The 24,698-nt window shown below is 67.2% G+C and carries 10 protein-coding genes and 4 pseudogenes; 2 read left to right on the forward strand and 12 right to left on the reverse strand.

Annotated features, from left to right (window positions below; all coding sequences use genetic code 11):
• The 4 genes and pseudogenes from PV364_RS39770 to PV364_RS39785 all read right to left on the reverse strand — a co-directional run.
• Positions 1–451, reverse strand: a pseudogene (locus PV364_RS39770) (hypothetical protein); the annotation flags it as partial.
• Positions 452–580: 129 nt separating this feature from the next.
• The gene (locus tag PV364_RS39775; RefSeq protein WP_319665838.1) at positions 581–1,375 is read right to left on the reverse strand and encodes a pyridoxal-phosphate dependent enzyme; all 795 of its coding nucleotides are present in this window, start codon (positions 1,373–1,375) and stop codon (positions 581–583) included.
• Positions 1,269–1,928 (reverse strand): pyridoxal-phosphate dependent enzyme, encoded by a 660-nt coding sequence (locus PV364_RS39780; RefSeq protein ID WP_319665825.1) that lies wholly within the window; start codon positions 1,926–1,928, stop codon positions 1,269–1,271. Before PV364_RS39780 ends, PV364_RS39775 begins: the two co-directional genes overlap by 107 nt.
• Before the next feature lie 383 nt (positions 1,929–2,311).
• Positions 2,312–2,536: a helix-turn-helix transcriptional regulator gene (locus PV364_RS39785; protein WP_319665826.1), complete on the reverse strand. Its 225-nt coding sequence runs from the start codon at positions 2,534–2,536 to the stop codon at positions 2,312–2,314.
• A 473-nt stretch (positions 2,537–3,009) separates the two neighbouring features.
• Between PV364_RS39785 and PV364_RS39790 the strand changes: the two genes are divergently transcribed.
• Positions 3,010–3,297, forward strand: coding sequence for a transposase (locus tag PV364_RS39790; RefSeq protein ID WP_319665827.1), 288 nt, complete (start codon positions 3,010–3,012; stop codon positions 3,295–3,297).
• 32 nt (positions 3,298–3,329) lie between these two features.
• Here PV364_RS39790 and PV364_RS39795 read toward each other — a convergent pair.
• Positions 3,330–4,041: pseudogene (locus PV364_RS39795) on the reverse strand (IS256 family transposase); the annotation flags it as partial.
• Positions 4,042–4,124: 83 nt separating this feature from the next.
• Here PV364_RS39795 and PV364_RS39800 point away from each other — a divergent pair.
• Positions 4,125–5,705, forward strand: a complete 1,581-nt coding sequence (locus tag PV364_RS39800; protein ID WP_319665828.1) for an ISL3 family transposase — start codon at positions 4,125–4,127, stop codon at positions 5,703–5,705.
• Between the two features lie 39 nt (positions 5,706–5,744).
• Here the strand turns inward: PV364_RS39800 and PV364_RS39805 are convergent.
• The 7 genes and pseudogenes from PV364_RS39805 to PV364_RS39830 form a co-directional block, all read right to left on the reverse strand.
• A pseudogene (locus PV364_RS39805) lies at positions 5,745–6,254 on the reverse strand (transposase); the annotation flags it as partial.
• Positions 6,255–6,533: 279 nt separating this feature from the next.
• Positions 6,534–6,841, reverse strand: a pseudogene (locus PV364_RS41470) (transposase); the annotation flags it as partial.
• Complete coding sequence (locus tag PV364_RS39810; protein ID WP_415924671.1) at positions 6,799–7,293, reverse strand: IS5 family transposase; 495 nt, start codon at positions 7,291–7,293, stop codon at positions 6,799–6,801. The pseudogene PV364_RS41470 and the gene PV364_RS39810, both read right to left, overlap by 43 nt.
• 53 nt (positions 7,294–7,346) lie before the next feature.
• Positions 7,347–7,709 carry a nuclear transport factor 2 family protein gene (locus tag PV364_RS39815; RefSeq protein WP_319665829.1) on the reverse strand — a complete coding sequence of 121 codons (363 nt, stop codon included), beginning with the start codon at positions 7,707–7,709 and terminating at the stop codon, positions 7,347–7,349.
• A gap of 46 nt (positions 7,710–7,755) precedes the next feature.
• Positions 7,756–8,970, reverse strand: a complete 1,215-nt coding sequence (locus PV364_RS39820) for a PLP-dependent aminotransferase family protein (protein ID WP_319665830.1) — start codon at positions 8,968–8,970, stop codon at positions 7,756–7,758.
• Between the two features lie 103 nt (positions 8,971–9,073).
• Entirely contained in the window at positions 9,074–10,054 is a 981-nt protein-coding gene (locus PV364_RS39825; protein WP_319665831.1) for a TauD/TfdA family dioxygenase, read from the reverse strand.
• A gap of 359 nt (positions 10,055–10,413) precedes the next feature.
• Positions 10,414–24,624 (reverse strand): non-ribosomal peptide synthetase, encoded by a 14,211-nt coding sequence (locus tag PV364_RS39830; protein WP_319665832.1) that lies wholly within the window; start codon positions 24,622–24,624, stop codon positions 10,414–10,416.
• Positions 24,625–24,698: the final 74 nt, after the last annotated feature.

Genomic DNA, 24,698 nt, shown 5'->3' on the forward strand with positions numbered 1-24,698 from the left:
GGGATTTACGCGGCACGAATTCTCGTGACTTGTGTCCACCGGAAATCCCCTCGATGATCAACGAGATGCACCGTCGCTGGCCTCTCTCGACCCCGCCGGTCACCGGTCGCAGCACCGATCGCCCGTCGGGAAGGCGGACGAACCGGTAACTCGTTTCCTCTTCGGTGCCGAGATAAGTGCCGACGACGCACCATGTGGTGTGGTCGTGCACCGGAGTGGCCTGACAGGGCAGCCAGACGAGGGCGACCAGGGAAAAGCGGCCCTGTGGATCGACGTGCAGCACGTGCTGGCGGTACTGGGCGCTGTCGGGCTCCATGTGCTCGGGACTGAGAAGGTCGGGGTGCTGCAGGAACCCTGCGAGCCGGCGGGCGACGCGGGCGGCGGTGCGTTGCACCGGCTCCGTTGTCGGCGCAGCCCGCACGGCCCGGGTGAGGGTGTCGGCGAGTTCCACCGTGTGCGGGGATGCATGCGCTGTGACGGGGTGTGCTGGCCAGGGCGTGGAGGCATGAGACATGGGAAGTGTCGTTCCTCGGTGGTCGACGTCTGACTGAGGGCAGGATGCTGAGGCCGGTGCTCCGGGCTACGACCGTGCCAGGGCCACATGTTGAGGGTGGTGCGGAACGGCACTCGTGACTGCGGCGGCGATCTCCGCGACTGCCTGCGGCGAGTCGGTGGCCCCCCGAGGGACGACCAGGTCGGGCACGTTGGCCTCCAACCGGCGTTCCGCGGCGTACCACGCTCGCCCACCGCCGGTGATGTTGAGCGGAACTGTCGCCGCCGGATCGATCCGTCCCTGGCGCACGGCCGTGCGCAGAGCGGCGAGGGCAACCCCTGCGGGCGGTTCGATGTCGACACCCTCCGACTCGGCGAAGGCGGCCATGGCGGTGCGCGCCTCGTCGGCATCGGCTGTCAGTACGTCCCCCCGGCTCTCTCGCAGGGCCGCGGCGAGACCGCCCGAGGTCTCGTAGGGCGGGCGGCGGTTGGTCAGTTCGGGGGCGAATGCGCGATGGATCGCGTCCGGGCCGGCGTCCGTGCAGGTCCACGGCCGGGTACCTGTGTGCCAGGCGGTATGGACGGGGGCGAAAGCGGAGTTCTGGGCGACAACCAGGCGGGGGAGTGGCCTTGAAGAGCCGCCGTCGGCACGGCGCAGCCTGAGGGCTGCCTCATGGGCGGCGATCGCGCCCGCGCCGCTGCCGATCGGCTGGACGTAGACATCCGGCAGGCGCCCCAGCCTCTCGTACGCCGCGAGCATCACCGTGCCGAGGCCGTCACGACGGCCGACGTTGCGGGTTCCGCCTTCGGCGGTGAATCCGGGGAGGGCGGCCAGCGTGTCGGCGAGGGCGAATGGCGTCGGCGTACTCGGCGTCGGCGACAGCGACGAGTTGGACCGACCGGCCGTAGGGCGCGCGTGAGCGCAGCCCACCGAGGGCGGCCTGCGGAACCATGATGACGACAGGCACGTCGTGCCGTGAGCAGAGTTCGGCGAATGCTGCGGCCGTGTTCCCCGCCGAGGCGACGACGAGAGTACCGGCCGACCCTGGGAGGCGGCCGAGCACGGCGGCCGCCTCCAATTCCTTGAAGGAGCAGGTCGCCATCTCGGCGCCCCATTCTGGTTGATAGCCGTTGAAAGCGATCCACAGTTCGTGCAGACCGATGGCCGCGGCGAGCTTCCCGGCGCGGCGGACGACGGTCCGGCCGGTACCCGGGAGGCAGCGGCGTACCGGGAGCCAGCGGTGGTAGCGGAAGACGCCGGAGGACCGGTCGTCGGGCGCGAACGCGGTCTCGCGGTACTCGGTTCGCAGCAGAGCGGGACCGTGCAAGGCGGAGCAGGCCAGGCTGATCCCGTCGTCCTCGCGGTGGTTGCCGCATTCGCTGCAGACAAGCCGATAGTGGGCGGCGTTCGTCGCCGGCAGGGGGTCAACGTGCATAGTTACCGATCACCTTGCGATGAGGCTGATTCTCAGCGCGCGCATGGCGTCGGGGCGCACCGAGTCAAAGGGGTATGGATCACGAAGGCTTGTGGAGGTGGCCTTCGGTCACGCGTTGCGCCAACGGCCGATCGTGGCTCAGCCATTCGGAATGCTCGACTCGTACGGCGGTCCGGGGCTCCGGCACCGGGCAGAGGGCCGGGCTGAACAGGGGCCGCCGGAGAATCCGGCGGCCCCCTCGTGCGGGGCGCCGCCTGCTGGTCCACGAATATTGCGGGCCTTCGCAGTGGAGCCGAACAGGGTATCGCTGCCGAGATGGCCCGAATGCGCAGCTGGCCCCGTGCTGAGACGAGGCCGGGAAGTGCCTCTCGGCCTCGGCACACCTACTGGTCAGCTTGGTAAAGGCCCAATCGCACAGCCAGAATCACCAATTGAGATCGGTTGGCGATTCCCGTCTTTCGTCGGATGCGGCGAATGTGGGTGTCTACAGTGTGCGTGCTGATCCCCAGCACACGAGCGATGGTGCTATACGTCTCACCTTCGCATATTTTCTTAAGAATCTCCCTTTCTCTAGAGCTCAGGGATAGTTGAGATGACTGCGTACTCATGGACGGTCCCGGCTGAGTAGGTGAAGGGGTGATACTCCTCTTGGGCGTGCGGCCGTGACACGCGGCGTGACCGCACCAGGAACTGTTGGCGCTGGATTCAGGACCACCGCGCTCGTGTACCACTCGAGGCGATGTGGGATCGGGCCACCCAGGCGAGATGCTTTGACTGCAGAGCGAGTCATGGCACTGCGACGGTGGTCAGCAGGGGTCTAGCAAACTTTCTGGCGGTCGATCAGGAAGACTCCTCGTTGTACGCACGTGACATCCCAGCCCAGATCTGCAGCCAGCGTGGCGGAGGCCGAACGCTGACCACTAGATCCCTTTCCCCTCATCAAGTTGTTTGGCAGTAGGGGGAGGGGGAGGTCAGTTTCACTGACCGTTACGGCTCAACAATCGAAGAGACATGGTGACCAGCTCTACCTCGACCGCGGAGTGGTCGCCCAGGACGCAGCGGCCGTCCGCTATGAACCGTTGTGGGTTCGGTACAGAGCGCTGAACCTTGGAAGGATGCGCTCAAGCCGGCGCAGAGGAAGTACCCGGCGGAGCTGGTCGAGCGGGCCGTGCGGATGGTCGCCGAGAAGCAGAAGCAGTCCCCAGGACGGTCGGGGATCATCCGGGAGGTCGGGGATCTTCTCGGGATCCATCCCGAGGCCCTGCCGTACTGGGTGAAGAAAGCCGAAGCCCGGACCGACCGGCAGGCGGTTGTCGCCCAGCAGGAGCGTGAGTGGGTCAGGGAACTGGAGAAAGAGGTCAGGGTGTGAACTTTTCGGTTAATCCGAGGTGTTGAGGTTGGCTACTTGTTGGTCGGGGTGAGTCGGCCTTCGAAGGCGATCTGGAAGGCGTTCAGCGGGGCCTTCCAGCGCACCGTCCAACGACGGCGGCCTTTGCCAGTCGGGTCCAGCGACATCAGCGCCAGGCAGACGCACTTCAACGCCACAGACTCGTTCGGGAAGTGGCCGCGGGCCCGGACAGCCTTTCGGATGCGGGCATTGACGCTCTCGATCGCGTTCGTGCTGCAGATGACCTTGCGGATCTCGACGTCGAAGGAGAGGAAGGGCACGAACTCGGCCCAGGCGTCGGACCACAGCTTGATCACCGCCGGATACTTCACGCCCCAGGTGTCGCTGAACTCCAGGAACCGCTCGGCGGCGGCGGCCTCGGTGGGCGCGGTGCAGACGGGCTTGAGGTCTTTGGCCACCTTGTCCCAGTCCTGCCGGACCACGTAGCGGAAAGTGTTGCGGATCAAGTGGATGATGCAGGTCTGGACGATGGTGCAGGGCCAGACCGTCTCGACCGCGTCCGGCAGACCCCTCAGTCCGTCGCAGACGAGCATCAGCACGTCCTCGACGCCGCGATTTTTGATCTCGGTGAAGACCTGCAGCCAGTGCTTGGCGCCCTCGCCTCCGTCGCCGGCCCAGATCCCCAGGATCTCCCCGGGTGCCCTCGACGGTGACGGCCAGCGCGAGGTAGATCGGGCGGTTGGCGACCTGTCCGTACCGCACCTTGGTTCTGTCGACGATCTTGTGATTCGGACGCTTGAGCGGGTCGTGTCAGCTGTTCGCGATCATGCGCGGTGTGCTCTTGTGACGTGCTCTTGGAGCTGTTTCCGCACCTGTCCGCATTGCTGATCGAAGGGGTCCAGCGACTGCCGGACAAGGTGGTGCTGAGGACGCGGGCACGATCGACGACCGCGGTTTGCCGGTGCGGCCAAGGATCGACACGCGTGCACGGCCGGTATGTGCGCGAGTTGCGCGATGTCGCCGTGGGCGGGCTCGGCGTCGTGATCCAGTTATCCATACGCCGATTCCGTTGTGAGAATGCTGCCTGTTCGGTGATCACGTTTGCGGAGCAGATTGCGGGACTGACCACCCCGCACAGTCGCCATACTCCGCTGCTGAGCGGGCTGTTGACGCAGGTCGGGTTGGCCCTGGCCGGCAGGGCGGGAGCCCGACTGGCGGATGCGATCGGCATCCGCGTGGGCAGAGATACGCTATTGCGGCTGGTCAGGGCTTTACCTGAGCCCGATGTCGGCGAGGTGGAAGTGCTGGGCGTGGACGACTTTGCCTTCCGCAAGGGGCGTCATTACGGCACGGTGCTGATCGACATGGCCACCCACCGTCCGCTTCACCTTTTCGATGGCCGCGAGGGCGAGGACTTGGCCGCCTGGCTGTGCGATCACCCCGAAGTGAAAGTCATCTGCCGCGATCGCTCAGCGGGATACGGGGAGGGGGCACGGATGGGGGCGCCGCAGGCCGAGCAGGTCGCCGACCGCTATCACTTGTGGGCCAACCTCGGTCAGGCAGTCGAGAAGACGGTGAACGCCCATCGCGCCCGCCTGGTCGAAACGTCCCCTGGAACTGCCGGCACCCCCGACAAGCCGGAGGCGGAGCCGCAGGTGGTCCAGCCACCGCCAAAGGAACTGAAGATCGTGACTCGGCTGCGTGAACAGCATGCAGCCGTCCACGAACTGCGGGAACAGGGAATGTCGAAGGCGGCGATCGGCCGGAAACTCGGGCTGCACCAGGCCACGGTCCGCAAGCTGGCCGGGGCCCGCTCGGCAGACGACGTGGTCGCCAAGAGCCTCCAGCGGGAGCACATCGTCGATCCGTACGTCGGTTACCTACACCAACGCTGGAACGAAGGCATCAGAAATGCCGCACAGCTCTACCGGGAAATCCAGGGCCTTGGTTATCCGGGAGGTGAACTGGCTGTTCAGCGTCACCTGCGACGTTACCGAACCGGGCGTGGACACGCGCCCGCCCCAGGCCCCAAGCCACCGTCGGTCCGCGAGGTCACTTCCTGGATCATGGCCCATCCCGAACACCTACGGGACGAGGACGCAGACAAGCTCCACCGTCTACGCGAAAGCAATCCCGAGCTGGATAGGCTCACCGATCACGTCCGGAAGTTTGCTGCAATGATGGCCGGACGCCGCGGCGACCGTCTCGACGACTGGATCACCGCTGCCGAACAGGACACCCATGTCGCGCTGGCGTCTTTTGCCAGAAACCTCCGGCGCGACGTCGATGCCGTCCGTAACGGTCTTTCCCTGCCCTACAGTTCCGGCGCCGTCGAGGGAAACATCAACCGCCTGAAAATGCTCAAGCGTCAAATGTTCGGCCGAGCCGGCCTCGACCTTCTTCGCAAACGAGTCCTACTCGCACGATGAGCCCTCACCCGATCTGGACCACAAGATCGTCGACAGAACCCGCACCTTCACGTTGATGGCGTCCACGAAGACGACCGGGTAGACGCGGTCGTCTTCGTGGACGGGACTGCCATTCGGCCATGCGGTCCATCACCGAGTCGGTGATCGTGGAGATCGTCTGCTTGGACACGCTCGCGCCGTGGACCTCGGCCAGGTGCGCGGAGATCTCGCCGTGCGTGAGGCCTTTCGCGGACAGTGAGAGCACCATCTCGTCCACGCCGGTCAGCCGGCGCTGCCGCTTGCGGATGATCTGCGGCTCGAAGCTGCCGTCGGTGTCCCGGGGCACGGCTATCTCGACCGGGCCGACATCGGTCAGCACGGTCTCGGACCTCTTCCCGTTGCCGGAGTTGCCACCGTTCTTCCCGGCCGCATCATGCTTCTCATAGCCGAGGTGATCAGTGAGCTCGCCCTCCAGAGCGGACGCCAGCCCCCGCGCTTGGTCAGCAGCTGCAACAACCCGCCGGCACCGGTGAGCTGCAGGCCCTCCGCTCGAGCCCGCTTGACCAGCATCCCGACCAACTGGTCATCCACCGCCGCAGCCCCGGCCCCTGCTTCCGACTCAGGTCCTGCCGACGGCGTGGTCTCCGACGCATGTACAACATCAGTCATTCGGTGTCACTCCAAGATCCAGTTCCACCGTTTGTTGTACACACCCCCTCAAGAGCGAACATCAGGACCTCTTGACACGGCTCACCGCCGCCTTTCCCGAGGTGACCCAACTGGGCACCCAAATCGTATACTTCGCCCAGCTCCTGACACCTCGTGAAGGAAACGCCGACGAGACGACTCACCGCGTGAGCCTTTTCGCAGGCGGGCGGCCTGGTGTCGGCCTTCTCCGGGATGGTGTGCCGGATGCCCCGTCGCCGCAGGTAGCCGCGGATGAGCCTGTTGCTGTAGGCCTTGTCCGCCGCGAGGCTGTCGGGCTTCTTGCGGGGTCTTCCCAGGCCGAGTTTGGGCACGCGGACCTTGTCCAGCACTGCTTTGAACTGGGTGCAGTCTGCCCGCTGCCCCGGCGTGACGATCAGGGACAGCGGGCGGCAGCGGCCGTCGGCGCTCAGGTGGATTTTGCTGGTGAAGGCGCCCCGCGAGCGGCCCAGGCCTTCACTTCCAGCACCACTTCCACCAGGCGGGCGTGGAGGCACTGCCACGCGGTCTCGTCCTGGTGTTCTGCCAGCTCGGCCCCCTTTGAGCCGGGCACCGGTGGCGGATCGGTGCGGGCGCCGGCCGCGTGCTGATGGGCACGGACGATGGTGGAGTCCACCGCGATGTCCCGGTCTATCTCACCCGCGGCATCGGCCGCGGCCTGGACCTGCTGCAGCAGACGCTCCCATGTCCCGTCTGCCGACCACAGCCGGTGCCGTTCATAGACCGTCGTCCACGGCCCGAACCGTTCCGGCAGGTCACGCCACTGCACCCCTGTCCGCACCCGGTGCAAAATCCCGTCGATCACCTGCCGGTGATCCCGCCACCGGCCACAACGCCGGTTGCTGACCGGCAGGAACGGCCGCAACCGCTCCCATTCCGCGTCCGTCAGATCGCCCCGCCCCATGTCCACATCAACGACCCGAACGACGGGTAGTCACATGATCGACAGGACAAGTCCTAGATCGCAGGACGATAGAAGAATGTCTTACGGTGGGCGATCCTTCCGTCCCTGATCACATACGTATCGGCGAATTCCTCGTTGAGCGGCTCGCCATTCAGCGCTGCGCCTCGGAGGCGCCCCCAGCACGCGGCCGCCCCGAGGCTGCTGGTGATGTGGTCGACCAGATGGACGCTTCCTGCTGCGATGATCCGCTCATGGATGTAGAAGTGGCGGATTCGGTCGATGCCCTTCAAGGGCTCGTAGCCAGGTCGCTCATAGCGGGCGTCCTCGGTGAACAGGGTCCCCAATTCGTCCCAGGAACGCCCATCGACAATCTGGAACAGACGGCTCACCAGGCCGTCGGCGGACATTGCGGTCATGCAGAGTCACCTCATCGACGATCGAGTATGTTTTCTGTACCGTTGCTCATCGGATTCCGAGAACGACCTCGTACGCGGTTTCCAGTCGCGTCAGAGCCTCCTTGCTCTGAATTTCGTCAAGTGCCGAGTACGAGATCCTGAGATGTCGCGAGCCGTCATGTTCGGCACAGAACGGATCGCCTGGAACGACGGCCACACCCTCAGCCAGTGCGGCCCTGTACAGGTCTGACGAATTGACTCGGGGGTCGACAATCGTCGCCCAGAGAAAGAGACCACCCAGTGGCATTTCGAAATCCAGCCCTGGCAGAATGTCTCGCACCAGGGAGGAGAATTTTTCGGATTTGGCGGAATACAGCTCGCGGAGTTGCTGCAAATGCTGTGGAAGGAACCCTTCGTCGGACAGCAGTTCTGCCAGCACATACTGTCCCCAGGTGTTGGTCTGCAGATCGCTGCACTGCTTGGCTGCGGTCAGTTCCCCGATGAGGGTTGAGGGCGCCACCAGACCTGCTGTTCGGAAGCCTGGGCACAGGCTCTTGGACAGGCTCATTAGTCTGATTACCCGGTCGCTGTGCACATCGATCGACGGCAGTCGTTCTCCGACGAATCCCAGGTCGGCGTACGGGTCGTCCTCGACGATCACGAACCCGTACCGGTTCGCCAACTCGGCCAGATGGCGACGACGGTCTGCCGCCAGTACCGCACCGGTGGGGTTGTGGTAATGCGGAACCACGTACACCACCTTGCACGGGCTACCCGATCGCAGTCGCTCGGCAAGGATGTCGGTACGCAGGCCGTCGCGGTCCGAGGGAACGGGCAGCAGGCGGGCCCCGGCGCGGCGGAAAACCTGGAGGGCTCCCAGGTAGCTCGGATCATCGAGCGCCACCACGTCGTCCGACTCCAACAGCACCTGTGCGACCATGTCCAGGCCCTGTTGGCTGCCGCTCGTCACCAGCACTCGGTCTGGCGTGGCCGATGCTCCGGTCTCCGAAGCGCGCCACGCCAGCACCTCGCGCATCGCGCCCACGCCCTCGGTCGGCGCGTACTGGAGAGCCGCGGTCGCAGACCTGGACATGACCCGGTCCGTCGCCTCCGCGATACGGCGGACCGGGAAACTCTCCGCCGCGGGTATTCCTCCAGCCAGCGACAGGACGCCCTTCGCGCCGGCCGCGTCCAGGATGTCCCGGATCGCATCCGAGTTCCCGCGCCGCGTACGCGCCGCAAGAAGGTCCTCGTATCCCTTGTGGTCAAAACCTGAGTGCACTGCCGCGCCTCCTGACAGCATGCCGCGGATGTGGTCCGATGAACTAGCAGGAGATTTCCTCCATGAACTCAACACAGCCGTCGACGAATTCGCCGCTGCGGATTCACCATTCGATTACGGCCTGCCCGTAGCCATGCTCGTCCTGCTCCGAGATGTGGCGGCTAAGCCGTCCCGGGATCCGGGCCAGAGATCGCTTGAGCCAGCGGTCGGTGCCGTCGTAACGTGCCTTGAAGGGCACCCGCCCGTGGACGACGACGTCGTTGTCCAGGAGCAGGACGTCCCCCGGCTCCAGAACCAGGTCGGCCGAGACCTGTGCGAGCCCGGTCTCCAGACGGCCGTAGGCCTCGCGATACTGCTCGTCAGCCATGTCCAGCGGGGTGTAGGCAGGATCGAACCGCAGGGTGAGCCCGTCCGGCGACTCCCACAGTGTGCGCACCGCCGGCGGCTCCCCCGTGAAGTCCGGAAGACTCGTGTACGCGTCGTCGGGAAGAATCGGGACCACTGGGCGTGCCAGGTGGGCCATGTCTTCGGCGGAGACCGGGAGGTGACGCACGCTGGAGGCCGTGGTGGCTACCCGGTCGTGGTTACGCATGCAGAAGAGCAGCAGCATGTGGGCGCGCTGTGGGTGGAAGGCGTCCTCGGTGTGCGGACTGAGCAGGGCTGTGCTGCTGGCTCCTGTCTGCTCGTGCTCATGGCCCGGGGCGGGGACGATGTTGTTGACCGCGCGGCCGTTCTGCTGGCCCTGCCAGGCGATGGGACGCCCTATCAGCCGCGTGATGAGCAGCAGCGCCATGTCCCAGAGGGCTCCCGCGTCTCCGGCGCTGGACCAGTGCAGGGGCGTAGGGGGCAGAACGCTGTCGTCGATCTCCAGCCCACGGACCACGAACAGTCCGTCGGCCGCGAAATCCGGACGGAAGACGTCGGCGACTTCGGCGTCGAGCCACGTCACGGCTTCGTCAAGAGCGTCGAAGAGCTTCGGGTCGGTTGCTGATCCGTATTCCGCCAGCAACTTGTGCGCAGCGTTCATCAGATGTGCGGCGGCATGTGGTGAGAGCAGCCGGACGGGGGGTGTAGTCACTGGCATTCTGAGTCCTTCCAGGAGGAGTGGTGATGTTTCCGGCCTCCGCGGCACGATGTGCCGTGCCGCGGAGGCAGGGTTCTGTTCGGAATGTCTGCGGTCAGCGGGTCAGGATGAAGTCGAGCCCCGTACTGCGCGGACGTGGTGAACACGGTGCGGGCGGCTGAGAACCGCACCGCCACGGAGATGCGGAACGGATCACAGAGGCGGACCTCGGCTTCGGGTTCCGCCGCCTCGGATGCATGGGTCCGTTGCGGAAGGTGAATCTCCGAGCCGGGAGGCGGAGCCGAATTGCCCGGGTCGAGGGAGACGGCTCCGCCGTGAGAGCGGGAGGTGAGGACCTTGCGGTCAAGGTCCTGGAGGGCCTACACCCAGTCGGCTGCGACGTCCTCCCATTCGTCCTCGTCGAGGGTGATCAGAGGTTTGGCGGACGGCTTGACGGCCTGCCTGGGCAGATCGACCGACTCGGCGATCTCGGCCAACGCCGCCACCGTCTGGTGAACGAAGACGTCGCGCGTGGTGATGGCCAATCCCGCTGTTCTTGCGGCCCCGACGAGGCGGATGGAGGAGACGGAGTCCCCGCCCAGCTCGAAGAAGTTGCCGTCGGTTCCCACCACCTCCAACCCGAGGGTCTCGGCGAAGATCTCGGCGAACACGATCTCCCTGGCTGTGCGGGGGACACGGACCTCCCCGGCCGCGGGCAGGGCTGGCGCGGGAAGCGCTTTTCGGTCCAGCTTTCCGTTGGGTGTGAGCGGCAGCAGCCCCATCACCACGAAGGCCGACGGCACCATGTACTCGGGCAGGCTCTCCGCGATCCGGGAGCGGAGCTGGGAGGGGTCCGGGCTGTCGGCGCCGGGGGCCGGCACCACGTAGGCCACCAGCCGCTTGGTCCCTGGCGAGTCCTCGCGGACAACGACCGCGGCTTGGGACACGCCCTCGTGCCGGCTTAGTGCGGCTTCGATTTCGCCGAGTTCGATGCGGAAGCCGCGGATCTTGACCTGGTGGTCGACACGGCCGTTGTATTCCAGTTCGCCCTGTGCGGTCCAGCGTGCGAGGTCGCCTGTGCGGTACATGCGTGTGCCGGCCGGGCCGAAGGGATTGGCGATGAAACGCTCGGCGGTCAGGTCGGGGCGTTTGAGGTAACCACGGGCGAGGCCGTCGCCTGCGATGTACAGCTCACCGGTCACGCCGGTGGGCACTGGTTGGAGGAAGCCGTCGAGTATGTGGGTTTGTGTGTTGCCGATGGGCCGGCCGATGGGCGGTGCGCTGTCCTGTGAAGTGGGGGCCAATTCGGTGGCTGTGGACCAGATCGTTGTCTCGGTGGGGCCGTACAGGTTGGTGGTTTCGCCGATGTCGGTCAGCGATGCGGCCGTGGCGGCCGGGAGTGCCTCACCGCCGACCAGGACGCGGAGCCGGGGCAGGGCCGTTTGGTTCGAACGGCCAGTGATCAGTGTCTGCCAGAGGGAGGGGGTGGCCTGCATGAGGGTTGTGCCGGAGTCGGCGAGCAGGTCCGTCAACGCGTCGGGGTCTTGGACGACATGTCGGGGAACCAGGACGATCCGCGCCCCGGCCAGGAGGGGCAGGTAGATCTCCAGAGCTGCGATGTCGAAGGCGATGGTGGTGATCGCGGCCAGTCGGTCTGATGGGGTCAGTTCGAATCTGGACTGCATGTCGATGAGGAAGTTCACCAGACCGGCATGCGGGACAACGACCCCCTTGGGCCGGCCGGTGGAGCCGGAGGTGTAGATGACGTATGCGGGGTTGGCGGGGAGGACTGTACCCGCCCGGTCGGTACTGGTCAGGGTTTCCGGACTGATGTCCGGCAGGGCCGCCTGAGTGTCCTGGCCGTCGACGAGTACGAGGCCCGGGGTGGAGCACTGCGGCAAAACCTGATGGGTGGCGGTTGTCGTGACGAGGATGTCGGGGTTCGCGTCCTCGATTACCTGAGCGATGCGCCGCGCCGGGTGCTCCGGGTCGATCGGGAGGTAGGCAGCCCCGGATTTGAGTATCGCCAGCAGGGTGACGACGAGCTCGGCCGATCGTGGGAGGGCCACCGCGACGATGCGTTCCGGTCCAGCTCCCATCCTGACCAGAAGCCTCGCCATCCGGTTAGAGCGGGCGTCCAGCTCCCGGTAGCTCATCTCGGCCCCGTCGAAGGTCAGGGCTGTGGCATCCGGCGTCCGGGCGGCCTGGGCTTCGAACAACTCCGGCAGTACCGCTTCCGGCACCGGCTGGGCGGTGTCGTTCCACTGCCGCAGCAGCTTTCGCTCGCTGTCCGGCACCAGTGCCGCCTGGCGGTGGCCGGACTCGGCGTTCTGCGCCATCTGGTTCATCACAGACACATACGAACCATGCATACGCCGCATCTGCTCTTCGGTGAACTGGGCTGTGTCATAGCGCAGTTCCAACACGAGCCGGTCGTTCTCGCTCTCCACCGCGAACTCCGCGCCGAAGGGCAGGTCCGCCTCGGCCACGCCCTTGCCGTCCAGCACCTGGACGGCGGACTTGTCCACGTCGCGCTCGACGTGGAAGTGGGTGAAGTTGAAGAAGCTGTCGAACAGTGTCTGCTGCCCGGTGATCCGCATGATCTCGGTCATCGGGTAGCGCCGGTGCTTTTGGATGTCTCCATCGAGCTCCGCGATGCGCCGGATCAGGTCGGTCCAGCTGCCATCGGCCAGCTGTCCGCGCATCGGAAGAGTGTTGAGGAACAGGCCCACGACCCGGTCCCCGTCCTCCTCCTCGGTGCGCCCGTTGTACACCACGCCGGTCACGACGTCGTCGGTGCCTGTGAACAGGCCTATGACCCGCAGGTGCGCCGCCAGTAGCACGGTACGCAGTGGCACGCCCAGTCTCCTCGCCAGCTCACGAACCCCTTCCTGGACCGCTTCCGGAACCGGCAGGTCCAAGGCACTCATCGCGGGCCTCGCGGCGCCCTGCGACATGCGCGGAAGGGGAGCGAAGACGGCGCCGTCCATCTGGTCGGCCCAAAAGACACGGCCAGCCTCGCTGTCCAGTGCGGCAAGCTCCTGCCGGACGTAGGAGCGGAATCGCGCGGACACGGGCGGCGCGCTGTGCGTGCCGGAGTAGCGGTTGAGCAGCTCGGTGAACATCGAGCGTTCGCTCCAGCCGTCCATGATGGCGTGGTGTTCGGTGACGAACAGCTGCACCGTGTCCTCGGACAATCGCTGCACGTGGAATCGGACCAGCGGTGGACGGGTGAGATCGAACGGAGTCCGCCGTTCGGTCTCATACCGGTCCTGGACGAGTTCCTGCTGGTCGGCCCGGTTACGCAGGTCCTCGACGGTCAATGGGACCGGCACCGAGGTGTGGACGAACTGGACGGGCTGCTCGAAGTCGGTGAGGGCGAAGGATGTACGCAGCAGTTCATGCGCATCCACCAGTCCCGATACCGCCTGATACCAGGAAGCCTCGTTGAACGGCGCCTTGAGCAGGTACGTCGCCACATTGTGATAGAAACCGGACCGCTGGCTTTCGAGCACCATACCGACCTGCAGACGGGTCATGGGGTAGGCGTCCACGACGTCCGCGGGAACTGCCGCGCGGCCAGGTGCCGGCAGCAGCGCGAACGGCAGCTCTTCCCGGGTGTCCCCGGCAGTGGTGCTTCCTGCGGTCACAACGGGCGCCAGAGCCCGGATCGTGGCATGCCGCATCAGATCGACGAGCTCAAAGTGCAGACCGCGCTGCCGGGCCCGGGCCAGAACCTGGATGCTGCGGATGGAGTCGCCGCCCAGCGCGAAGTAGTTGTCGTCAATGCCCACCTGCTCGCGCCCCAGCACCTCCGCCCAGGCCTCCGCCAGAGCGGCCTCGATCCCGTCCCGCGGCGCCACATACGCCTCGGTGACCCCCATCGACGGTTCAGGCAGCGCACGCCGGTCCACCTTGCCATTGACGGTCAGCGGGAAACGGTCCATGACCACCAGATGCGCGGGAACCATATAGTCCGGCAGCCTGGCCGCCAGCTGCTCGCGCAGTAGCTGCGCGGTGGCACCGCTCACCACGTATCCGACCAACTGGTCCGATCGGTGCACCACCACCGCCTCGGACACACCGTGGAGTTCAGACAGCGCCGCCTCGATCTCGCCCACTTCGATACGGAACCCGCGAATCTTGACCTGATGATCGGCCCGGCCGATGTATTCCAGGGCGCCGTCCGGCAGACGGCGCACCACGTCCCCGGTGCGATACATCCGCGTTCCTGCCGGACCGAAGGGATCTGCGACAAAGCGCTCGGCGGTCAGAGCCGGACGGTTGAGATATCCGCGTGCCAGACCTGCGCCCGCCACATACAACTCGCCAGCGACCCCCGCAGGAGCCAACCGCATACGGCCGTCCAGGACATACAAGTTCAGATCCGGAATGCCCCGCCCGATCACGCTGCCGCGCGCGTCCCGCGCCACGTCGCGGTCCACGCGGGCATAGGTGACATGAACCGTGGTCTCCGTGATGCCGTACATGTTGACCATATCCGGACCCAGACCCGGATTCTTTTCGTACCACTCCCGCAGCGGCCCGAGATCCAGTGCCTCACCACCGAAGACCACCGTGCGCAGCGCGGCCACGGCCCCCGAACCGACCTCCTCCTCGGCGCGCAGCAGCTGGTAGAACGCGGACGGGGTCTGATTGAGCACCGTCACGCCCTCACGCCGCAGCAGCCCGAGGAAATCCACCGGCGACCTGCTCACCTCAAAGGGCACCACCACCAGGCGGCCACCGGTCAGCAGAGGACCGAAGATCTCCCACACCGAGAAGTCGAACGCGTACGAATGGAACAGCGTCCACACGTCTTGCGCGCCGAAGTTGAACCACGGCTCCGTGGCCGTCAGCAGACGCACCACGTTCTGGTGCGGCACCACCACGCCCTTGGGACGACCGGTCGACCCCGAGGTGTAGATCACGTACGCCGGATGCGCAGGTACCAGAGCAGCGGTCCGGTCGGCGTCCGTCGGATCGGTGTCTGTGACGGACAGCCCGATCTCCTCCAGCAGTACGCGCGGCACTGTGTCCATCGGCAGTTCCCGCACGGTCTCACTAGTGGTGATCACAAGGGCCGGTGAGGCATCGGCGAGGATGTACGCGATCCGCTCGGCCGGGTAGCTGGGGTCGACCGGTACATAAGCGGCGCCCGTCTTGAGCACCGCCAGCACCGCGACCACTGTCTCCAGCGAGCGGTGCAGCGCGATCGCCACGAACTGCTCCGGGCCCACCCCCTGAGCCAGCAGGCTGTGCGCCAACCTGTTGGCCCGGGAGTTCACTTCCGCGTAGCTGAGTTGCTCGCCCTCACAGACCAGCGCGATCGCGTCAGGCATGCGCGCCACCTGTGCCTCGAACAGCTGCGGCAGACTTGCCTCGGACGGGGCCACCGGCACGTCGTCCCACTCCGCCCGCAACAGGGCGTGATCCCGCTCGGACAGCACGTCGACCCTGGCCACGGGTACATCCGGGTCCGCGGCGAACGCCTCCAGCACCCGGCGCACCCACCCGCCGAGTTCCTCCACCCACGCCCGGTCGAACATATCCGGCCGGTAGCTGAGCCCCAAAGCCAGCCGTGCGCCGGGCAGCGCCAGCAGGCTGAGCGGATAGTGCATAGTGTCGTGGCCTTCGACCGCGACGGTCAGGCCGGCGCCCAATCCGCCGAGTGCGTCCTCGTCCATCGGGTAGCTCTCGAAGACGACTACCGTGTCGAAGAGCTCACCGAGTCCGGCCAGGCGCTGGATGTCCGACAGACCGAGGTACTGGTAGGCCATCAGCTCGGACTGCTGGTGCTGGACCTGCGTCAGGACCGAGGCCATCGTGCCTGCGGGATCCAGGTCGACGCGGACCGGCAGGGTGTTGATGAACAGGCCCACCATCTGCTCCACACCGGCGAGTTCCGCCGGGCGACCGGCGGCTGTGGCGCCGAAGACGACGTCCTGGCGACCCGTCAGCTGGGAGAGCACGATCGCCCAGGCGCCCTGCACCACAGTGTTCAGGGTCAGGCCTCGCGAGCGGGCGGCCGCGCTCAGGGCAGTGGTGAACTCCTCGGTGAGCTCCGTGGTGACCTGTTCGGGCAGCACCGGGCCGTGGGCGGTCCCGGAAGGCGCCACACGCGTCGGTTCCTCCAGGCCCGCCAGCGCCTGCTGCCATGCCGCCTGTGCGACGACCCGGTCCTGGTCGGACAGCCACTCCAGGTAGTTGCGGAAGGGAGTGACCGCAGGGAGCCGGGAATCGTCACCTCCGCTGCCGTAGAGCGTGAACAGATCCCGCAGGATGAGCGGGTTCGACCAGCCGTCGAGCAGGATGTGGTGGCTGGTGAAGAGCAGCATGTGCTTGTGCTCGCCAAGGCGGACGAGTGAGAACCGCAGCAGCGGCGGGGCCGTGAGGTCGAACCGCTCGATCTTGTCCTGGGCGGTCAGGTCCGCCAGCGCGCTCCGCTGCGCCTCCTTGCCGAGGCCTCCGAGGTCCACCTCGGTCCACGGCAGCTCGACCTGCTCGGCGACGACCTGGACGGTCTGTCCCGAGTCGAGCTGCACGAAGGCGGTACGCAGGCTCGGGTGACGCTCCAGCAGTCCTTGAGCCGATGCCCGCAGTGCCGTGACGTCGAGTCGGCCCTCGAAGTGCAGGCTCAGCTGTGTGATGTACACGTCGACGTCGCGCTGATCGTAGAGGGCGTGGAACAGCAGGCCGTCCTGGAGCGGGGACATCGGCAGCACGTCGGCGACCCCCGTCTTCGCGTGGCGGGCTTCCAGGTCCTCGATCTCGTTCTGGCTCACGGTGACCAGCTGAAGGTCCGACGGGCTCAGGCCACCCAGGTCGGAGCGGTCCGCGAGCGCGGCCAGTGAGCGCAGCGCCTTGAACCAGGCTTTGGCCAGCTCCCGCACGTCGTCCTCGTCGAACAAAGCGTCTGGCCACGACCAGTGCGCCACCAGCCGTGGACCCTCGTCCCGGTCCTCGGTGACGGCGTTGATCTCAAGGGCGTGGGACATGGGCATGCCGGGGTCGGCGCCCGAGTAGAGCACGTCGGCTTCCGGTGCGGTCGACCAGTCCACCGCCTCGGCTGTCCGCCCGGCAGGCAGGCGGCCCAGGTAGTTGAAGCCGATCTGCGGGGTTCCCACGGCACTCACCAGGGGACCTGTCTCGGCGTTGAGATAGCGGAGCATGCCGTAGCCGATGCCGTGGTCGGGCGCAGAGCGCAGCTGCTCCTTGACCGTCTTCAGGGCGCGCGCGAGCGCTGGCCCGTCGGCCAGGTCCACATCGCCCGGGGCGAGCCTGATCGGATAGGTGGTGGTGAACCAGCCCACCGTCCGCGACAGGTCCACACCCGCGCTGATCTCCTCGCGGCCGTGGCCCTCCAGCTCGACCAGAACCCCACTGCCCTGGGGGCGGCCGCGGCGCCGTGACCAGTCGCTCACCGCGACGCTCAGCGCGGTCAGCAGCACGTCGTTGACATCGGCGCGGAACGCAGCCGGCACGGTGGTCAGCAGCGGTGCGATGGCCGCGGTCGGCAGGGTGAGTTCGATGGCGCGCATGGTCGCCACGACGTCGCGTGCCGGGTCGAGGCCGACGCTGCTCAGCGACAGCTCCTCGGACTCGGTCGGGACGCCTGTCCACAGCGGGAGTTCAGCCGTTCGCCGCGCATCGTTCGCGGCGCCGGCCAGGACCTTGGACCAGGTGCGCAGCGAGGTGGGGACCGCGTCGAGGACCGGCTTCCGTCCCTCCGCGATCTGCCGCCAGGCGGACTCGAGGTCCGGCAGCAGAATCCGCCAGGACACACCGTCGACGACCAGGTGGTGCGCCATCACGAGCAGCCGTCCCGGCTTTTCCCGCCCGGCGTCGAACCACACGACCTGCACCATGGTCCCCGACTCCGGGGCGAGGCGGCCCTGCGCGGCACCCATGTGGTCCGCGACGAGCTGCCGCCGCCCCTCGGCGTTCAGGCCGGAGCTGTCCACCCGGGTGGTGACGTCCTTGCCCGCGACTGCGCCGATCTGGGGTATGTCCAGGCCCCACTTGCCGTCCGGGTCACGGGTGAGCCGCATACGCAGCGCGTCGTGGTGGTCCAGCAGCGCCTGTACGGCCGAGACGAGATCGTCGAGCTCGAGCCCGGCCGATGTCTGCACCAGCACGGACTGCTGGAAGCCGTCGATCGGACCGCCCAGTTCCTCGAGCCAGCGTGTGATCGGTGTCGGGACGACCGTTCCGATCCCGGCGCCGACGGCCTCGGAGACGGCTGTGTCCGCGTCCCGTGCCACGGTCGCCAGCGCGGCGACCGTCCTGTGGGCGAAGATGTCCCGCGGCGTGATCACCAGGCCGGCCTTGCGCGCCCGGGTCACCAACTGGATCGAGACGATGGAGTCGCCGCCCAGGTCGAAGAAGCTGTCGTCGACGCTGACGTCCGAGACGCCCAGAACCTCGGTGAACACCTCGGCCAGTGCCTTCTCCCGGACGGTGCGTGGGGCGCGGCCTGCACCCGATCCTGTGATCTCCGGCACTGGCAGGGCGGCCCGGTCCAGTTTGCCGGTGACAGCGAGCGGCAGCGCCTCCATCACCACCACGGCGGCGGGAACCATGTAGTCCGGCAGCTGGGCGGCGACATGCTCGCGCAGCTCCTGCGGCGTCGGGGCGGGGGAGCCCACAGCCGGGACGACATAGCCCACCAGGCGTTTGACACCGGGCTGGTCCTGACGCACCACTACCGCGGCCTGGGTCACCTTGGCGGATCGCACGAGCGCGGCTTCGACCTCACCGAGCTCGATCCGGAAACCGCGTAGCTTGACCTGGTCGTCGGTCCGGCCGACGAATTCCACCTCGCCGGCGTCGGTCCAGCGGACCACATCACCGCTGCGGTACATCCGGGTGCCCGCTGCCCCGAAGGGGTCGGCCACGAAACGCTCCGCGGTCAGGCCGGGGCGCCCCAGGTAGCCACGTGCCACACCCCATCCCGCGATGTACAGCTCTCCGGCCACGCCGGCGGGTACCGGCTGGAGTTGGCCGTCCAGGATGTACACGCGGGTGTTGCCCACGGGGCGTCCGATGGAGGGCTCCGAGTCGGCGTCCAGCCGGCGGTACAGGGCGTCGATGGTGGTCTCGGTCGGCCCGTAGAAGTTGAACGCGGCCGGGCGCGGAGCCTGCTGCAGCGCCTCCCACAGAGACGGGCTGACGGCCTCGCCGCCCAGCAGCAGGACGTGGGGTCGGTGATCCGCCTCCAGCAGTCCGCTGGCGACCAGCTGCTCGGCGAACGATGGTGTCGTGTCGAGCAGATCGATCTCGTGAGTCCCGACGTAGTCGATCAGTGCCTGGGCGTCGCGCCGCACGTCGTCGTCGACGAGGTACAGCTCGTTGCCGTCCAGCATCCACAGCAGTTCGGCCCAGGTCGCGTCGAAGGACAGCGACGCGGTCAGTGCGACACGGAAGTGATCCCGTCCGGAAGCCGCAATGGCCGGGCCGTACAGCGACGCACGGTGCTGCTCGAACAGGTTCACCACACCCGCGTGCACCAGCGCCACCCCCTTGGGGCGACCGGTGGAGCCCGAGGTGTAGATCACCAGCGCCGGATGGGACGGCTGCAGCGGGCACAACCGGTCCGCGTCGGTGGTTTCGGCGTCGGACGACGCCTCCAGCTCCGCCGCTACCTGAGCCGTGTCGAGGAGCATCAGCGCCGAAGCAGCGTCGGTCGGCAGGCTGTCGCTGGTCCGCGTGTCAGTGATCACCAGGCGCGGAGCCGCATCGGTCAGCATGTGGGCTATTCGCTCCACCGGATAGCCCGGGTCGACCGGCACATAGGCCGCGCCGGCCTTGAGGATGCCGAAGATGGCCACCACGGCGCCGATGCCCCGCGGCAGGACCGTGGCCACGGTCTGCTCCGGGCCGGCACCACGGCCGATCAGCACACGCGCCAGCCGGTTCGCCTGTCGGTCGAGATCGGAGAAAGTCAGTGCCTCATCGCCGAAGCAGACTGCGATCCTGTCCGGAGTACGCCGCGCCTGGGCGGTGAGAAGATCCGCCAGAGTGGTGCGGGGCCCAGTTCCGGCCGTACCGCTCCAGTCTCCCAGCACCAGTTCCCGCTCACCGGCGGTGAGCGTGTCCACGGCTCCCACGCGGGTGCGAGGGGCTCTGACCATCGTCTCGAGCAGGGAGTGCAGGCGGTCGGCCCACTGCTCGGCCACTGCCCGGCCCAGGATGTCAGGGCGGTAGCCGAACTCCAGCGTAAGCCGGTCACCGGGGAAGACGGTCAGCGCGAGCGGATAGTGCGTGGGGCTGTGGGCTGTGATGCTGTCGAGGTTCAGGCCGCTACCACGCAGCCCCAGTGCATCGGAGTCCATCGGGTAGTTCTCAAAGACGACAGCCGTGTCGAACAGCTCACCGATCCCGGCCAGCCGCTGTACATCGGCCAGCCCGATGTGCTGGTGATTCATCACAGCGGACTGTTCATGCTGAATGCGGGTGAGCAGTCCGGCAAGCGTCTCGGCGGGGTCCAGTTGGACACGCACGGGGAGAGTGTTGATGAACAAGCCGACCATACGCTCGATACCGGGCAGCTCGGCCGGGCGACCTGAAACGGTGGCACCGAACACGATGTCGCGCTGCCCGGTGGCTCGTGAGAGCAGTACCGCCCAAGCGCCCTGGAACAAGGTGTTGAGAGTCAACCCGTGTTCCCGCGCAAGCGCCACCAGGGCCGAGGTGAGCTCCTCGGGGTACTCCACAGTGACCAGCTCGGGCATCGAGGTCACCTGGGCGTGGTTGCCTGAAGCGATGCGGGTGGGTTCCTCGAGCCCGGCCAGTGCCTGCCGCCACGCGTCCTCTGCCGCGTCGCGGTCCCGGCGCGCCAGCCACTGCAGGTAGTCGCGGAACGGGGGGACCGCCGGCAGCACTGCGGCCTCTCCACGGACGTACAGTTCGAACAGGTCACCGAGTGCGACCGGAAGGGACCAACCGTCCCACAGGATGTGATGGTTGCTCAGCAGCAGTACAGTGCGGTTGTCCTCCAGTCGCACCAGAGTGAAGCGCACCAGGGGTGCGTGCTCGAGGTCGAAGGCCTGGGTCTTGTCCTGCTCCACCAGACGTTCGAGCTCGGCCTGCTGGGACTCAGGGGCGAGGCGTGTGAGGTCCACCTCGGTCCACGGAACCTCCACACGCTCCGCGACGACCTGAACGGTGCGCCCGGATCGCAACTGCACGAAGCCGGCCTTCAGGTTGGAGTACCGCTCCAGCAGACGTTGTGCTGCGGTCCTGAGTGCGGCGGCGTCCACCCACCCCTTCAGTTCTAGGCGCAGCTGCACTGCATAGACATCCACGCCTTCGTCGTCGTACAGGGAGTGAAAGACCATTCCGTCCTGCAACGGGGACAGCGGCAGCGTCTCCGCGACCCCGGCCTCGGCGTACCGTTGCTGGAGCTCTCGCACCTCGTCGTCGTTCAGCTCGATCAACGGAGCGCCGTCCGGCCGGGCCGGGTCGACGTGATCAGCCGTGTCCTGTGCCGCCGCGGCGAGCTCCGCCACCGTCTTGCACATGAAGACGTCCCTCGGGGTGAGGGCGAGTCCCGACTTGCGCGCCCGGGAGACAAGCTGAATGGAGGTGATCGAGTCGCCGCCCAGGTCGAAGAAGCTGTCGTCGACGCCCACTGAGGGCAGGCCGAGCAGCTCGGCGAAGAGACCGGCAAGGACGTGCTCGCGTGCTGTCCCGGGTGCCCGGTGGTTCGCCTCGGTCGCAAGCACGGGTTCGGGCAGGAGCCTGCGGTCGACCTTCCCGTTGGCGGTGAGCGGCAGCGCGTCGAGCATCACGACGACCGAGGGCACCATGTAGTCCGGGAGTTCCGCTGCTGCATGAGCTCGCAGGGTGTCCGGGTCCGGGTTCTCGCCGTCGGCCGTGGGCACCACGTAGGCCACGAGGCGCTTGGCCCCCGGGGTGTCCTCGCGGACCATGACGAAGGCCTGGCCGACGAGGGAATGCCTTGTGAAGGAGGCTTCGACCTCGCTCAGCTCGATGCGGAAGCCGCGGAGCTTGACCTGGTCGTCCGTGCGTCCGACGAACAGAAGTTCGCCGTCCGCGTTCCATCGGACCACATCACCGGTACGGTACATCCGTGCACCCGAAGGCCCGTACAGGTCGGCGATGAAACGTTCCGCCGTCAGGCCGGACCTGCCCCAGTACCCGCGCGCCATGCCGAGGCCGCCGATGTACATTTCGCCGGGCACTCCGACCGGCACGGGTTGCAGGGCGCCGTCCAGGACGTACACCCGCTTGTTGGCCATCGGCCGGCCGATGGGCACCACATCCGGAACCTCCTGGGCGGACCGCAGCGGAGAGCACGTCGTCAGGACCGTGACCTCGGAAGGTCCGTACCCGTCCACGACCGTCGTCCCGGGACACGCCTGCAGTACCCGGCGGACCGCCGACGCCGAGACGACGTCGCCTCCCGTCCAGACCTCGCGCACGCCCGCGAAGCAGTCGGGGCACTCCTCCGCCAACAGCCGGAAAAGGCCTGCTGTCAGCCACAGGCCGGTGACCCGCTCTCCGACGATCTGCTTCTCGAGGTCACGGACCTCCAGCTCACCGGGTGGAGCCACGATCACCGTACCGCCGTTGAGCAGCGCGACCCAGGTCTCGAAGGTCGATGCGTCAAACGCCGGCGGCGAGTGCATCAGCACCCGCTCGTGGAAGCCGGCTCGCCAGCGCGGGTCCCGCGCGAAGGCCACCACGTCCGCGTGCGTGATCGACACGCCCTTGGGCAGGCCCGTCGATCCCGACGTGAACATCACGTGCGCCAGCTGGTCCGGGTGCACGGTCGCTTCCGGACAGGTCGACGGGAGATCCCGAATACCGTTCGCCGGGTCGTCGACGACCACCGCGTGCGCGTCGTGCTGAAACTCCACGGTCCGAGAGGCCGAGTCGGTCAGCAGCACCCGAGCGCCGGTCTCCCGCATGACATCCTGAAGCCGGGAACGAGGAGAGCGCGCGTCCAGCGGCACGTACACCGCTCCCGCCTTGATTACCGCCAGGGACGACACCACCAGGTCGGCGGACCGCTCCTGCAACACGGCCACCCCGTCCTCGGGCCGCACCCCAAGACCGACCAGCAGATGGGCGAACCGGTTCGCCTGCGCGTCCAGTTCCGCGTAGGACAGCTCCCGGCCGTCGAAGACGACAGCGGCCGCATCAGGTGTCTCGGCCACCCGGCGTGCGAAGCACTCCTGGATGGAGCCCTGTATCTGCGAGGCGTCCTCCACCCCCGCACCCCACTGGTCGAGCAGGCGCGACCGCTCTGCCGTGGACAGGGTGCCGAGCCGGCCGACGGGGGCGGTCAGGTCGCGGCCGAACTCCTCCAGGAAGGAGATGAACCGCTGGAGGTGTCCATCGACCTCCGCCTCGGTGTACATGCCCGGGTCCGCGTCGAAGTCGATCTCCAGGCCCCGGCCGTCGGCCCGCTCGTAAACGGCGATCGCCAGATCCTCGACCGGCCCGTTGGACAGGTTGTGCACCGTGACGGGGTGGTCCCCGAAGGTGAGGTCGTAGTCGAAGGCCATGATGTTGATCGTCGGCCCGAAGAGCCTCTGGCCGCCGTCGAGCATTCGCAGGTCCCGGCGGACGTCCTCGTACCGGTAGCGCTGGTGGCGCAGTACCTGCTTGACCTCCCCGGCGACGTGCCGCGTCAGCTCGAGCACACTGAGTCCCGGATCGACCTGCAGCCGCAGGGGCAGCTGGTTCGAGAGCATGCCCGGTGTGGTGCGCAGGGCGGCAGGGCGCGCCACCAGCGCCATGCCGAGTGCGAAGTCGTCGGCACCGGTCATCCGGTGGACAAAGGCTGCCGCGGCGGCGATCACCAGGCCGGACCAACTGGTCCGTGCCGTTCGCGCGGACCCTTGCAGCACATCCATTGCGGCCTTCGGCAGGTGGGCCGAGCGGCGCAGCCGCCCGCCCGCCGGGCCGGACCGCCCGCGGGCGGCCAGTGTCGCGGGCTCGGGGAGGTCGGCAAGCCGTTCCCTCCAGAAGGCGCGGTCGGCGGTGAACTGCTCCGAAGTGCGGTAGGTCGCGTCGCTCTCCAGCAGGGCCTGAAGAGAGCCGAACGATCTCGCGGGCGCAGGCTCCTCCAGGACAAGTGAGGTGTACAGCTCAGCCAGCCTGCGGGTGAACAGCGAACCGCTCAGCCCGTCGACGGTGATGTGGTGGTAGCGCAGGTACAGGAAGAAGTGGTCGTCTTCGATCTTGAAAAGGACGATCCGCCAAAGGCTGTCGCGCAGGACGTCAAGTGGGGTGGCCAGCTCCGCCCGCATCCGGTCTTCGGCGTCCGCCCGCGGGTCCGCCGTACCGCTGAGGTCGTGCACGGTCAGGGAGAAGTCGACCTGGTCGAGCAGTTCCTGGTACGGGCCGTTGGCACCCTCATCCAGCCGGATACGAAGCGACTCCGTCTCGTCGAGTGCCAGCCGGACCGCGGACTCGAGCGCTTCGGCGTCGACAGGTCCGTGGATCTCGACGTACTCACCGATGTTGTATGCCGCGGCCGCAGGGTCAAGGTGATGGGAGAACCAGACACCCGCCTGCGGGGCGGAAAGGGGAAGGCGAACGTTGCACTCTACAGGCATCTCACAGACCTTTGTTTGTCTTCCCGGCAGAGGGCTCTTGATCGCCGCTGCCGCAACAGGCTCGAAAAATCGGC

This window comes from Streptomyces sp. MI02-7b (assembly GCF_033793585.1).
Taxonomy (GTDB): Bacteria; Actinomycetota; Actinomycetes; order Streptomycetales; family Streptomycetaceae; genus Actinacidiphila.

Excerpts from the sequence above, each read along its gene's own strand:
- PV364_RS39830 (WP_319665832.1), bottom strand. The coding sequence starts at position 24,624 with ATGCCTGTAGAGTGCAACGTTCGCCTTCCCCTTTCCGCCCCGCAGGCG.
- PV364_RS39780 (WP_319665825.1), bottom strand. The coding sequence starts at position 1,928 with ATGCACGTTGACCCCCTGCCGGCGACGAACGCCGCCCACTATCGGCTT.
- PV364_RS39785 (WP_319665826.1), bottom strand. The coding sequence starts at position 2,536 with ATGAGTACGCAGTCATCTCAACTATCCCTGAGCTCTAGAGAAAGGGAG.
- PV364_RS39815 (WP_319665829.1), bottom strand. The coding sequence starts at position 7,709 with ATGACCGCAATGTCCGCCGACGGCCTGGTGAGCCGTCTGTTCCAGATT.
- PV364_RS39810 (WP_415924671.1), bottom strand. The coding sequence starts at position 7,293 with ATGGGGCGGGGCGATCTGACGGACGCGGAATGGGAGCGGTTGCGGCCG.
- PV364_RS39825 (WP_319665831.1), bottom strand. The coding sequence starts at position 10,054 with ATGCCAGTGACTACACCCCCCGTCCGGCTGCTCTCACCACATGCCGCC.